Source organism: Sphingomonas metalli, assembly GCF_014641735.1.
Taxonomy (GTDB): domain Bacteria; phylum Pseudomonadota; class Alphaproteobacteria; order Sphingomonadales; family Sphingomonadaceae; genus Sphingomonas; species Sphingomonas metalli.
Map to the genome: position 1 here is coordinate 789,301 of NZ_BMIH01000003.1, position 12,712 is coordinate 802,012.

The window sequence follows — 12,712 nt, forward strand, 5'->3', positions numbered from 1 at the left end:
GCGGAGAGATCCGCGCAAGATCCGCGCCGTCAGCGCGTCGGGATCCCCGCCTGCGCGGGGATGACGAATCAGGCGAGAATGGCGCGATCGTCGGCACCTTAGTCGACGTCCTCCACCGACACCGCTTCGCCGGTCACGCGCTGCGACAGGGCGGCGGCCATGAAGGGGTCGAGGTCGCCGTCGAGCACGTCGCCGGGCGCGGTCGAGGTCACGCCGGTGCGCAGGTCCTTCACCATCTGATATGGCTGGAGCACATAGGACCGGATCTGGTGGCCCCAGCCGATATCGGTCTTGGTGGCGTTCTGCGCGTTCGCCGCCGCCTCGCGCTCGGCGAGTTCGCGCTCGTAGAGACGGGCACGCAGCTGGTTATAGGCCTCCGCCTTGTTCTTGTGCTGCGAACGCTGGTTCTGGCACTGGACGACGATGCCGGTGGGCAGGTGGGTGATGCGCACCGCCGAGTCGGTGGTGTTGATGTGCTGACCGCCGGCACCGCTGGCGCGATAGGTGTCGATTCGCAATTCGCTGTCGTTGATCTCGACCTCGATATTGTCGTCGATCACCGGATAGACCCAGACGCTGGCGAAGCTGGTCTGGCGGCGCGCGTTCGAATCGAACGGGCTGATGCGGACGAGGCGGTGGACGCCGCTCTCCGTCTTGGCATAGCCATAGGCGTTTTCGCCCTTCATCAGCAGCGTCGCCGACTTGATGCCCGCCTGTTCGCCGGCGTGGTAGTCGACCAGCTCGACCTTCATGCCGTGCCGCTCCGCCCAGCGCGTGTACATGCGCTGGAGCATCTCCGCCCAGTCGTTGCTCTCGGTGCCGCCGGCGCCGGCGTTGATCTCAAGATAGGTATCGTTGGCGTCCGCCTCGCCGGCGAGCAGCGCCTTCACCTTGTCCTGCTGCGCCCGCTCGGCCAGCTCGGCGAGGCTCTGCGTCCCCTCCTCCGCCAGCTCGTTATCGCCCTCCGCCTCGGCCAGCTCGATCAGCTCGACCGTGCCGGACAGCTCGCTCTCGATCGCGCGCGTGGCGGTGATCGCCTCGTCCAGCCGCCGGCGCTCGCGCATCACCTCCTGCGCAGCCTTGGGATCGTTCCAGAGCGCCTGGTCCTCAACACGCGCATTCAGCTCGTCCAGCCGGCGGAGCGCACGGTCCCAGTCGAGGAAGCGGCGCAGCAGCGCCAGGGCATCGTTGATCGTATCGACATGGGCCTGCGCTTCGGCGCGCATCACTCTTCTCCAAAACTCGTCCGTCATGCCAGCGCAGGCTGGCATCGTTCGCCGCATCACCCGTCCCTGCGGCACGAGATCCCGGCCTTCGCCGGGATGACGATATAGGGCGGCTAGTAGATTCCGCCTTCCCTTTGCAAGAAATCGCTGTCTCGCGGTGCGGTAGGCGTAGCGCTCGCGGCGGCGGTGGGCTCGGCTGCGGGGCCCGCGCGACGGGCGGCTCGGCGCGGCTCCGTTTCCGGCTTGAACGCCTCCCAGATCACCTCGGGCTTGGGGTCGTTGTCGTCGGGGAAGGTGCCGAAGACGGGCTTGCCGCTCATCCGGTCGATCCGCACCATGCGGATGCCGGCCGGCGCGCGGAAGGGGAGCTTGTCCAGCCCCTCATAGGCCTTCACCGCGAACTGCTTGAAGATCGGCGCGGCGACGGTGCCGCCTTCCGCCGCGCCGAGACGGCGGGGATTGTCATAGCCGATATAGAGGCCGCCGATGAACTGCGGCGTGCCACCGATGAACCAGACATCGGTCGGGCCGGTGGTGGTACCGGTCTTGCCGAACATCGGCCGGTCCAGATCGCGCAGCGTCGTCGCGGTGCCGCGCTGGATGACGCCTTCGGTGATGTGGACCATCTGATAGGCGGTCTGCGGGTCGATCGCCTGGCGCATGCGGATCGCGGGGCGCGGCATCGGGCCGCCATTCCAGGCAGGCGCGTTGCAGCCGTCGCAGGCGCGCCACCCCTCCGGCCAGATCACCTTGCCGTGACGGTCCTGCACGAAATCGATCAGGCTCGCCTCGGCCAGGCCCCGCCCCTGATTGGCCAGCATCGCATAGGCGTTGACCATGCGGCTGACCGTCGTCTCGCCCGCGCCGAGCGCGATGGCGAGATAGGGCGAGTAGGTGCCGACGTTCATCCGCTTCATCACGTCGACCACACGGCCCATGCCGATCTGCGCGGCGGTGCGCACGGTCATCAGGTTGCGCGACTGTTCGATGCCCCAGCGCATCGTGCGCGGGCCGGCGGAACGCATATTGGCGAAGTTGCGGAAGCATTTCTGCCCCAGTCGCGCACCCTGGTAGACGCAGAAGGGCCCGTCGACGATGATCGAGGCCGGCGTCATGCCGCTTTCCAGCGCGGCGGAATAGACGATCGGCTTGATCGTCGAGCCCGGCTGGCGCTGCGCCTGGGTCGCGCGGTTGAACGCCTGGAGGCGCGCGTCGAATCCGCCCTGCATGGCGAGGACGCGGCCGGTGCCCGGCTCCTCGACGACGAAGCCGCCCGAGATGCGCGGCACCGAGCGCAGCGCCCATTGGCTGCCCGCGGGCGCGACGGCGATGAGGTCTCCTGCCCTGATCGTCGAGAAGGCGGGCGTGTCGGTTCCGCGGCGCGGGACCAGCGCATTGCCGCGCGGCAGTGTGCCGGTGCGTCCGTCGGCGAACCCGATCGTCCAGCCATCGCCCTCGCGCGCGATCGCCACGGCAGCACGCCAGTCGGCATAGTCGAGGCCGATATTGGTGTTGAGGAGCGCCTGCTGCCAGCGTCCCTCATCGAAGTCGAGATGGCGGATCGGCCCGGCCCAGCCCCGCCCGCTCTCGTAGCGGATCAGCCCGGCGCGCAGCGCCTCGGCCGCCAGCCCCTGAAGCCGCGTGTCGAGCGAGGTGCGCACCCACAGGCCGCCCTCATAGACGCTGTTGGGCGTCGCCTTCGCCGTCTCGCCGAATCGGGCGATCAGCTCGCGGCGAACCTCCTCGACGAAATAGCCGCCGACCGACTCGAACCGCGGGGTGCGGCGGAGGACCGCGCCGATCGGCTCCGCCATCGCCGCGTCATATTGCGCGCGGGTGATGAAGTCGTTGCGGAGCATCTCGCGCAGCACATAGCCGCGCCGCTCCAGCGCGCGGTCGGTATGGCGGAAGGGATCGTAGTTGGACGGCCCCTTGGGCAGGATCGCCAGATAGGCCATCTGCGCGAGGCTCAGCTCGCCCAGCTCCTTGTCGAAATAGGCATGGCTGGCGGCCTCGACCCCGAAGGCGTTCCGCCCCAGCGCGATCTGGTTGAGATAGAGTTCGAGGATCTGCTCCTTGGTAAGCGTATCCTCGATCTTCCAGGCGAGGATCGCCTCCTTGAGCTTGCGGCCATAGCTCGCCTCGTTGCCGACGAGCAGGTTCTTGGCGACCTGCTGGGTGATGGTCGAGGTGCCGCGCGGCGTGTTGCCGCTGACCAGTCCCTGCCACGCGGCCCGGACGAGGCCCGGATAGTCGAGGCCGTGATGCTCGAAAAAGGTGCGGTCCTCGGCGGCGAGGAACGCCTTGACCAGGAGCGGCGGATATTCGGCATAGGCCAGCTCCACCCGCCGTTCGCGCGCATAGGTATGGACGGGATTGCCGTCCGTGCCGCGGACATGAGTGGGCAGCGGCGGCTCGTAGCTGCGCAGCTGGTCGACCGAAGGCAAGCCGCGGACGACGAGGAGCCACAGGAGCAGGAGCGTCACAAGGCCGAGCGCGACAAGGCCCGCCAGCGCCTTGACCCACCACCGCCCCCACGCGCCGCGCCAGGCCGCGCCGAGGCGACCGGGGGCAGAGGATGGGGTGGCGGTCGTCACGGTCATGGAAAGGCGTCGGCTTTTAGCAGGTTCGCTTCCGTACGCCAGCCGGTTGGCTGGGGGCGGGCCAGGGCGGCGGCGCCTCGCCTTGGCGCTTGCGCAGGCGAAGGCTCGCCAAAGCCCTTCTGCGTGATCGCCGCGCCGGCGGGGATGACGGATGTGAGGTGGGTTCGGCGGTTGCTGCGGTGGCCCCTATCCTGGGACGGCCCTAGAGCGACGCCAGCCGCCGCGCGAAATGCGCCTCGACCGCGCGGCGGACCGTCTCCGCGATGCGCTCGCGACCGGGCTTCGAGTCGAGGAAGGCTGCGTCGGCGGGGTTGGAGATATAGCCGGTCTCGAACAGGATCGAGGGCATGTCGGGCGCCTTCAGCACCATCAGGCTGGCCATGCGATGGAAGTTGGGCTTCACGGGAATCAGTGGCTTGGCCTCGCGCCCGAGGAGGCGCGCGAAGCTGGCCGAACTGTTCATCGTCTCGCGCCGCGTCAGATCGATCAGGATCGACGAGATGTCGGCGCCGGCGTCGCCGAGATCGACGCCGTTGATCGTGTCGGCCTTGTTCTCGCGCGCGGCGAGCCGGGCGGCTTCCTTGTCGGAGGCGACCTCCGACAGGGTGTAGACGGTCGCGCCGCTCGCGGCATCCGCAGTGGCGCTGTCGCAATGGACCGAGATGAACAGGTCGGCCTTGAGCCGCCGAGCGATGCCGTAGCGCTCGCGCAGGACGAGGAAGCGGTCGTCGTTGCGGGTCAGGGCGACGCGCACCCGCCCGCCCGCCAGCAGCCGGTCGCGCATCGCGCGGGCGAGGCGCAGCGTGACGTCCTTCTCGCGCAGCCCCGTCTCGGAATTGATCGCACCGGGATCGGCGCCGCCATGGCCGGCGTCGATCACCACGAGCGGGCGCGCCAGATTGCCGCGCACGGATGGAAGCGGCGGCGCCTTGGCGGCCGGTGGCACCTTGATCGAGACCTTGTAGTCGCGCGCCGGCCCGCGCTCCGGGGGCGCGGCGTCGCTGGCGGTGGCGGGCAGTGCCAGCAGGACGGCGGCAGCGGCGACCGGCCCTGACACTTTCGCGAACATCATAGGCTTCGCCATCGGCTTCACATCCCTCGGCGCGGCGCGGCCCTGATCCACGCTACCCCGCCCCCTACTGTCCCGGGGCCCCGGCTGGACCCTGATTGGTGAACGGCTTCTATGTCGGCATAGTTAACACACCCTTGATCTTTCGGGGATATAGCTTGCGCGACCCGTCGAGGTGCGCCGGTTGCGATGGGCGACCGGTAATGCTAGCGAGGGGATGCACTCGTGCGTCGACGTCTATCCGGCGGACGCCGCCGGGACCGCCAGCCCCTCGCCGCCAGCCACCTGCTGTCGCGACGGGCCAATCCAGGTTGACGCACGCAATGACGCTTTCCCCGTTCCCGCTCCACCGCCAGGCCGATGCCGGCGGCGTCGCGGGCGTCCGGGCGCCGTGGGCCCCATTGCCCCGGCACGTCCTGCGCGCAGACGCGATTTTCCGCCACCCTGCGCCCGCCATCCGGCCGGGCGCCCACCATCATCGCGCGCGAGGGCTTCGTCCGACGACCGGCCCGACGCGCGCGTGGAGACCATTTGATGACCACCCGCATGCTGATCGATGCACGCCACCGGGAAGAGACCCGCGTGGCGGTAGTACAAGGTAACCGGATCGAGGAGTTCGACTTCGAGTCCGCCGAGCGCAAGCAGCTCAAGGGCAATATCTATCTCGCCAAGGTGACGCGCGTCGAGCCGTCGCTGCAGGCCGCGTTCGTCGAATATGGCGGCAACCGTCACGGCTTCCTCGCCTTCTCGGAGATCCATCCCGACTATTATCAGATCCCCAAGGAGGATCGCGACGCGCTGCTGCGCGAAGAGGCCGAGCATGCGGCGGAGGAAGCCGCGCTTCGCGCCGAGCAGGACGCCGACGAGGAGGAGTTCGACGACGAGGACATGGACGCCGAGGGCGACCATGACGAGCTCGACGCCGACGAGCACGACCATGATGCCGATCATGACGCCGGCGAGGAAGGCAGCGACGAAGCCCCGCGCCGCCGGCGTCGCCGCTCGGGCGGCAATGACGATCAGGTCGAGGCGCTCCGTCAGCGCCGCCAGAACCTGCGCCGCCGCTACAAGATCCAGGACGTGATCCGCCGCCGTCAGGTGCTGCTGGTCCAGGTCGTGAAGGAAGAGCGCGGCAACAAGGGCGCGGCGCTGACCACCTATCTGTCGCTCGCCGGCCGCTATTGCGTGCTGATGCCCAACACGTCGCACGGCGGCGGGATCAGCCGGAAGATCAGCAACGCCGCCGACCGCAAGCGGCTGAAGTCGATCATGGCCGACCTGTCGCTGCCCTCGTCGATGGGCTGCATCGTCCGCACCGCCGGCCTTCAGCGCACCAAGACCGAGATCAAGCGCGACTTCGACTATCTCGCCCGGCTGTGGGACGAGATCCGCGAGAAGACGCTGACCTCGGCGGCGCCGGCGCTGATCTATGGCGACAGCGACCTGATCAAGCGCGCCATCCGCGACATCTATAACAACGGCGTCGACGAGGTGATCGTCGAGGGCGAGGAAGGCTATCGCCACGCCAAGGACTTCATGCGGCTGCTGATGCCCAGCCACGCGAAGAAGGTGAAGCAATATGCCGACGCGGTGCCGCTGTTCCAGCGCGCGCATGTCGAGGACCAGCTGGCGGCGATGTACAATCCCGTCGTCCAGCTGAAGTCCGGCGGCTATCTGGTCATCAACCCGACCGAGGCGCTGGTGTCGATCGACATCAACTCGGGCCGCTCCACCCGCGAGCACAATATCGAGCAGACCGCGACGGCCACCAATCTGGAAGCGGCGCAGGAGATCGCCCGCCAGTTGCGCCTGCGCGACATGGCCGGCCTCGTCGTCATCGACTTCATCGACATGGACCATTCGTCCAATGTCCGGAAGGTCGAGAAGGCGATGAAGGAGGCGCTGAAGAACGACCGTGCGCGCATCCAGGTCGGCCGCATCTCCAGCTTCGGCCTGATGGAGATGAGCCGCCAGCGGCTGCGCACCGGCGTCCTCGAGGCGTCGACCCGCGCCTGCCCGCATTGCGAGGGGACCGGGCTGGTCCGCACCGCCTCGTCCGCGGGGCTCTCGGCGCTGCGGCTGATCGAGGAGGAGGCGGCGCGCGGCCGCGGCTCGATCCTCACGCTGCGCGCGAGCCATGAGGCGACGATCTACGTCCTCAACAAGAAGCGCGGCGACATCGCCGAGATCGAGGATCGCTACGGCGTCACGGTCGAGATCGTGCCCGATCGCGAGGAGGAGGGCGCGCGCATGTCGGTCGAGGCCAGCGGCCCGCCGCCCGCCCATGCGCCCAGGATCGACGAGCTGATCGTCGACGAGGACGAAGACGACTATATCGACGAGGTCGAGGCCGAGGAGGACGAGGCCGAGACGGTCGAAGCCACCACGGGCGGTGCGCGCGACGAGGAGGGCGACGGTGCGGGCCGCAGCCGCCGCCGCCGTCGCCGTCGCGGCCGTCGCGGTCGCGACCGTGAGGCCGGCGAAGCCGAGGGCGCGATCGAGCCCACGGCCGGCGAGGACGAAGGCGACGAGGCCGAAGAGGGCGACGCGGTCGAGTCCGCGTCGACGCCGGACGCGGAGCCGGCCGAGGGCGAGCAGGGCGAGGGTGCGCGGCGTCGCCGCCGCGGGCGTCGCGGTCGGCGCGGCGGTCGGCGCGAGGGCGGCGGCGAAACCGAGGCCTCGGTCGACGAGGCTTCGGAGCCAGCGACCGAGACCGTCGAAGAGGCGGCGGACGCTGCCGATTCGGGCCCGGTGATCGATCCCATCGCCCTCCCCGTCCCGGCGCCGGCCGAGATCACCGCCGAGGTCGAACCGGCCGCAGAGGCGCCCAAGACGCGCCGCCGTCCGCGGGCTCGCACCGCCAAGCCGGCGGCCGAGGCACCGGTGATCGAGACCGCGGCGCCGGCCGCACCCGAGATGGCCGCAACCGACAAGGCCGCTCCGGCGGACAAGGAGGCGCCTGCAAAGCCCCGCCGTAGCCGCAAGAAGGCCGCGCCGGTCGTCGAGGCAGAGGCCGAGGCAGCTCCGGCAGCGGACGCGGAGCCGGCCAAGCCCGCCAAGCCGCGCCGCACCCGGAAGGCGCCGGCCAAGGCCGCCGCCGAGACTCCGGCGGCAGAATCGGCGGAAGAGGCGACACAAGACGCTCCTGCCGACGAGCCGGCGGCGGATGACACCGCCAGGGAGGTCACGACGTCCGAATCGCCGCGTCGCGGCTGGTGGCAGCGGACCTTCGGCGCCTGATTGCGGTGCGTGGCGGTCGCCGCAAGGCGGCCGCCACGGCATTGGGGCGGAGTCGCGACCTTCGGAGAGACGCGGCGGCGGGGAACGCCGGGTGGCACCGGCGGGTTTTTGGGGCATGATCGCTTCCCCTTCGCCTAATCCCCCGCGCGGCGTACCCGGCGGGCGGGACCTTTCAGCGCCGCCACTTCCCGATCCGGCTACCGTCAGCCTGTTCTTCGACTTCGACGGGACGCTGGTCGAGCTCGCTCCCACGCCCGATGCCATCATCGTCGACGATGCGCTCGGCATGCGGCTGGCGCGGCTGTCGGAGGCGACCGGTGGGCGGGTGGCGATCGTTACCGGGCGATCGATCGCGCAGATCGACCGGCTGATGGGCCGGCACGCCGAGGGGCTGGCGATCGCCGGCAGCCATGGTGCGGAGCGGCGTACGCCGGCGGAGGGCCATGTGCTGCCTGCCCGCACTCCGGAACTGGAGGCGGCGACCGAGGCGCTGCGGACCTTCGCCGAGGCCGAGAGATTGGTGTTCGAAGCCAAGACCCTCGGCGTTTCGCTCCACTACCGGACGGTACCCGAGCGGGAGGCCGTGGCGCGTGAGGGGGCGGCACGCATCGCCGGCGCCTATGGACTGAGCGCCCACCCCGGCAAGATGATGGTCGAAGTGCGGCTGCCGGGCGACAAGGGCGCCGCCGTCCACGCGATGATGCAGGATCCGGCAATGGCAGGGACGAAGCCCTGGTTCTTCGGCGACGACGTGACCGACGAGGATGGCTTTGCCGCTGCGGCGGCACTGAGCGGTGCGGGCGTGCTGATCGATCCGCCGCGCGATACCGCCGCGACCTACAGGCTCGACGACGTCGCGGCGCTGCGCGGCTGGATCGACGCCCTGCTGGCGCGCTCCGGCGATCGCGCGACGGAGCGCCTGGCATGAGCCGGCTCGTCGTCATCTCCAACCGCGTCGCGGTGCCGAGCAAGGATGCCAGCGCCAATCAGGGCGGACTGGCGGTCGCGCTGCTGTCTGCGCTGCGCGAGCGTGGCGGGATCTGGTTCGGCTGGTCCGGCGAGACTACCGAGCATTTCACCGGCGAGATCCACCGTGCCGAGGGCGACGGCGTCACCACGGCGACGATCGACCTCGAGGAGCAGGACATCGATGAATATTACAACGGCTTCGCCAATCGCACCCTGTGGCCGCTCTTCCACTATCGTATCGACCTGACCGAGTTCGAGCGCGATTTCGAGGGCGGGTACAAGCGCGTCAATGCGCGCTTCGCGGACACGGTGCGGCCGCTGATCGGCGACGACGATCTGGTCTGGGTGCACGACTATCATCTGATCCCGCTGGGCGCGCGGCTGCGCGAACGCGGCGTGACGAACCGGCTTGGCTTCTTCCTGCACACCCCCTGGCCGCCGTCGCGGCTGCTGGTGTCGCTGCCGAGTCACAAGCGTCTGGTCGAGGCGCTGTTCGCCTATGACGTGATCGGCTTCCACACGGAGGACTGGCTCGACAGCTTCCACCGCTATGTGGTCGACATGATGGGCGGGACGTTCGACGAGGACGGTTGCGTCGTCGTCGGCTCGCGCCGTGTCCGCGCGATCGTCGCGCCGATCGGGATCGACACCGCCGAGTTCGAGGCCGCGGCCGTGTCTCCGGAAGCGCGGTTCACGATGGAGCGGATGCAGATGTCGTCCACCGGGCGCAGCCTGATGGTCGGCGTCGACCGGCTCGACTATTCCAAGGGGCTGCGCGAACGGTTCCTGGGCTATGAGCGCTTCCTCCACAACCATCCCGACCGGCGCGGGCTTGTCTATCTGCTGCAGGTCGCCCCGCCCAGCCGGGAGAAGGTGAATACCTATCAGGAGATCCGCGCCGACCTCGACGCGCTGTCCGGCCGGATCAACGGCGAATATGCGGACATGGACTGGGTGCCGATCCGCTACGTTAATCAGGGCTATCCGCGGCCGCAGCTGGCCGGGATCTATCGCGCGGCGCGGGTGGCGCTGGTCACGCCGCTCCGCGACGGCATGAACCTGGTGGCCAAGGAATATGTCGCCGCGCAGGATCCTCAGGATCCCGGCGTCCTGATCCTGTCGAGCTTCGCGGGCGCGGCGGCGCAGATGACCGACGCGGTGCTGGTCAACCCGTATAGCGCCGAGGAGCTGGCGGATGCGATCGACCAGGCGCTGTCGATGCCGCGCGACGAGCGCCGCCGGCGTTGGCAGGCGCTGATCGCGGGCGTCCGGCGCGAGGACGTGTTCTGGTGGTGCGACCTGTTCCTGGGCGAGCTTGCCGCCGTCAAGGTGCCCGTGACCGGCTGAAGCGACGTTCGAACCAGCGCGACGAAAGGTAACCTGGCGCAACTTCTGGCCTGTTAGCGTCAACAGAACATCAAGGTTCTTCCGCTACCGCAGCAACTTAGAGAGGCGGGCATGGCCCCGCCCTGCGAGTGACGGGAGATGGGATGCAGGACGCGGACAGCACCAGCGTGGTCGGCCATGTCGGGCGCAAGGGGTTGCGCTTCGCGCTGACCGACGGACATGGCGGCGTGAAGCCGGGCACGATGCGCCACTATGACGTCGAGGCCGGATCGAGTGTCTCGGGCAGCCTGTCCAGTTTTCGGCGCGATACGGGCCTCGACCATCTCCCGCGCCGGCTGGCGATCGCCGTCGCCGGGCTCGCGCGGGGCGACGCGATCTCGATCACCCAGACGCGCTGGTTCGTCTCGCGCTCGGGCCTCCAGTCGATGCTTGGAGCCCCGCCGCTAATCCTCAACGATTTCGAGGCGGAGGCCTGGGCGCTCACCGGCCATGGCGGCGCGCAGACGCCGATCGCCGGGGCGCCGCCGGTCAACCTGCGGGAGCCGGGGACCTATTGCATCGCCGGGATCACTTCGGGACTTGGCGTATCGGTCATGACCCGTGATCGCGCGGGCGGCGTCCATGTGCTGGCAACCGAGGCCGGACATGCGGGCTTCGCGCCCGGATCGCGACGGATGGCCGAGCTGGTCGCGACGATGTTCCCGAACACCCATCCGATCGCGGCCGAGGATCTGATCTCGGCCGGCGGACTGGTCGCGATCTACAATGCGCTCGCCGGCCAGCAGCATTCGTCTAAGCGGATGACGCGGCCGGAGGATATCACCCGCCATGCCGCCAGCGATCCGCTCGCACGCGCCGCCTGCGAGATGCTGTGCGAGGCGTTCTGGACGCATATCGGCAATCTGGTGCTGAGCTACGGCGCCTGGGACGGCGTGATCGTGACCGGCGGCCTTGCGATGGCGTTGCGCGATACGCTGGGCGGGCCGCGCATGCAGGCGTGTCTCGCCGGCACCGGCAAATATGCGCGCCTGGTGGCGGCGATGCCGCGCATGCTCGTCGCGGTGGAACATGGCGAACTGCTCGGCGCGGCCAAGGCGCTCCAGCGTCAGGCGGCCTGAGCCGCGGCGGTCATCGCTTCCTCTGCCATCGTCACCCGGCGACGCGGCAGCGCTTCCGGCATCTCCGCCCGAACCGCGGCCAGCACCGCCTCCCGCACCTCGCAGCGCAGGTCGAAGGCGGTCGAGGCGTCCTTCGCGGTCATCAGCCCCCGCACCTGGATCGCGTCAGCCGCCACATCGATGACCTGACAGTTCCAGAAGCGCCGATCCCAGCGCGCACTCGCCTCGACCGCCCGGCCGACGATCGTGCGCAGCCGCGCGATGTCGGTAGCCGGATCGAAGTACCAGATCACCGAGCCGAGAAGCTGGCTGGTCTCCCGCGTCCAGTTCTGGAAGCTCGATTCGAGGAATTTGGAGACGGGTACGACCAACCGGCGCTCGTCCCACAGCTTGATCACCACGAAGGTCAGCCGGATCTCCTCGATCCGGCCCCACTCCCCGTCCATGATGACGACGTCATCGAGCCGGATCGGCTCGGTGAAGGCCATCTGGATACCCGCGATCAGGTTCTTCAGCGCCGGCTGGGCGGCCGCGCCGACGACCAGGCCGGCGATACCGGCGGACGCCATCAGCGTGACGCCGATCGTGCGGATGCCGGGCACCGACAGCAGCATCAGGCATATGGTGAGGAAGGCGATGAAGAAGCTGCCGATCCGCCCGAGGATCGCCACGCGGGTGCGACGACGGCGGGCCGCCAGATTGTCCTCGACCGTGATGTCGGTATTGAGGTCAACGGCGAGGCGGACCGCATCCAGCACGCCGACCGCGAACCAGCCCATCAACGCGGGGAAGGCGAAGCCCAGCAGCCGCTCCCACATGTCGCGCACGTCGCCGCTCATCGGCAGTGCCCGCGACACGAAGCTGACCGCCACGGTCACGTACAGCCATTGCAGGGGTCGCCGCACTCGCGCGATGATCGAGTGCCGTGCGTCGCGCCGGTCACGTCGCCCGGCCCGCAGCACGAGCCTCACCGTCAGCCAGTGGGCCGCAAGCGCGAACAGGATCGCCGCCGAGACGGCGACGACGCTTTGCACCCACATCCATTCGCGCGGCAGGCGCAGGAAATCGAGCCATTCCATGATCCGGTTGAACCGTAAGGCGGCTTAGGAGTTCCGCTGCAGTGCAACATTCTGGTACGTC

Annotated in this window: 8 protein-coding genes; 4 read left to right on the plus strand and 4 right to left on the minus strand. The window is 69.2% G+C overall.

The annotated features are described in order from the left end of the window. Positions 1-98: 98 nt before the first annotated feature. From prfB to IEX18_RS14170, 3 genes are all read right to left on the minus strand, one after another. Positions 99-1,226, minus strand: coding sequence for a peptide chain release factor 2 (gene prfB / locus IEX18_RS14160; protein WP_188659365.1), 1,128 nt, complete (start codon positions 1,224-1,226; stop codon positions 99-101). Between the two features lie 113 nt (positions 1,227-1,339). Beyond that, a complete protein-coding gene (locus tag IEX18_RS14165) occupies positions 1,340-3,829 on the minus strand; it encodes a penicillin-binding protein 1A (RefSeq protein WP_188659366.1) in 2,490 nt (829 codons plus the stop codon). A gap of 202 nt (positions 3,830-4,031) precedes the next feature. Then, positions 4,032-4,952 (minus strand): N-acetylmuramoyl-L-alanine amidase family protein, encoded by a 921-nt coding sequence (locus IEX18_RS14170; RefSeq protein WP_373284569.1) that lies wholly within the window; start codon positions 4,950-4,952, stop codon positions 4,032-4,034. 480 nt (positions 4,953-5,432) lie between these two features. Between IEX18_RS14170 and IEX18_RS14175 the strand changes: the two genes are divergently transcribed. The 4 genes from IEX18_RS14175 to IEX18_RS14190 all read left to right on the plus strand — a co-directional run bounded on the left by IEX18_RS14175 (position 5,433) and on the right by IEX18_RS14190 (position 11,572). After that, positions 5,433-8,138, plus strand: coding sequence for an Rne/Rng family ribonuclease (locus IEX18_RS14175; protein ID WP_229664577.1), 2,706 nt, complete (start codon positions 5,433-5,435; stop codon positions 8,136-8,138). Positions 8,139-8,253: 115 nt separating this feature from the next. Then, positions 8,254-9,066, plus strand: a complete 813-nt coding sequence (gene otsB / locus IEX18_RS14180) for a trehalose-phosphatase (RefSeq protein WP_188659368.1) — start codon at positions 8,254-8,256, stop codon at positions 9,064-9,066. After that, entirely contained in the window at positions 9,063-10,454 is a 1,392-nt protein-coding gene (locus IEX18_RS14185; protein WP_188659369.1) for an alpha,alpha-trehalose-phosphate synthase (UDP-forming), read from the plus strand. Before otsB ends, IEX18_RS14185 begins: the two co-directional genes overlap by 4 nt. A gap of 143 nt (positions 10,455-10,597) precedes the next feature. Further along, complete coding sequence (locus tag IEX18_RS14190) at positions 10,598-11,572, plus strand: glucokinase (protein WP_188659370.1); 975 nt, start codon at positions 10,598-10,600, stop codon at positions 11,570-11,572. Here IEX18_RS14190 and IEX18_RS14195 read toward each other — a convergent pair. After that, positions 11,560-12,651, minus strand: a complete 1,092-nt coding sequence (locus IEX18_RS14195) for a mechanosensitive ion channel family protein (RefSeq protein ID WP_188659371.1) — start codon at positions 12,649-12,651, stop codon at positions 11,560-11,562. The genes IEX18_RS14190 and IEX18_RS14195 overlap by 13 nt on opposite strands. Positions 12,652-12,712: the final 61 nt, after the last annotated feature.

What these genes read in the sequence shown, in the direction of transcription:
- prfB (WP_188659365.1), bottom strand. Translation starts at nt 1,226, where the DNA reads ATGCGCGCCGAAGCGCAGGCCCATGTCGATACGATCAACGATGCCCTG.
- IEX18_RS14165 (WP_188659366.1), bottom strand. Translation starts at nt 3,829, where the DNA reads ATGACCGTGACGACCGCCACCCCATCCTCTGCCCCCGGTCGCCTCGGC.
- IEX18_RS14175 (WP_229664577.1), top strand. Translation starts at nt 5,433, where the DNA reads ATGACCACCCGCATGCTGATCGATGCACGCCACCGGGAAGAGACCCGC.
- otsB (WP_188659368.1), top strand. Translation starts at nt 8,254, where the DNA reads ATGATCGCTTCCCCTTCGCCTAATCCCCCGCGCGGCGTACCCGGCGGG.
- IEX18_RS14185 (WP_188659369.1), top strand. Translation starts at nt 9,063, where the DNA reads ATGAGCCGGCTCGTCGTCATCTCCAACCGCGTCGCGGTGCCGAGCAAG.
- IEX18_RS14190 (WP_188659370.1), top strand. Translation starts at nt 10,598, where the DNA reads ATGCAGGACGCGGACAGCACCAGCGTGGTCGGCCATGTCGGGCGCAAG.
- IEX18_RS14195 (WP_188659371.1), bottom strand. Translation starts at nt 12,651, where the DNA reads ATGGAATGGCTCGATTTCCTGCGCCTGCCGCGCGAATGGATGTGGGTG.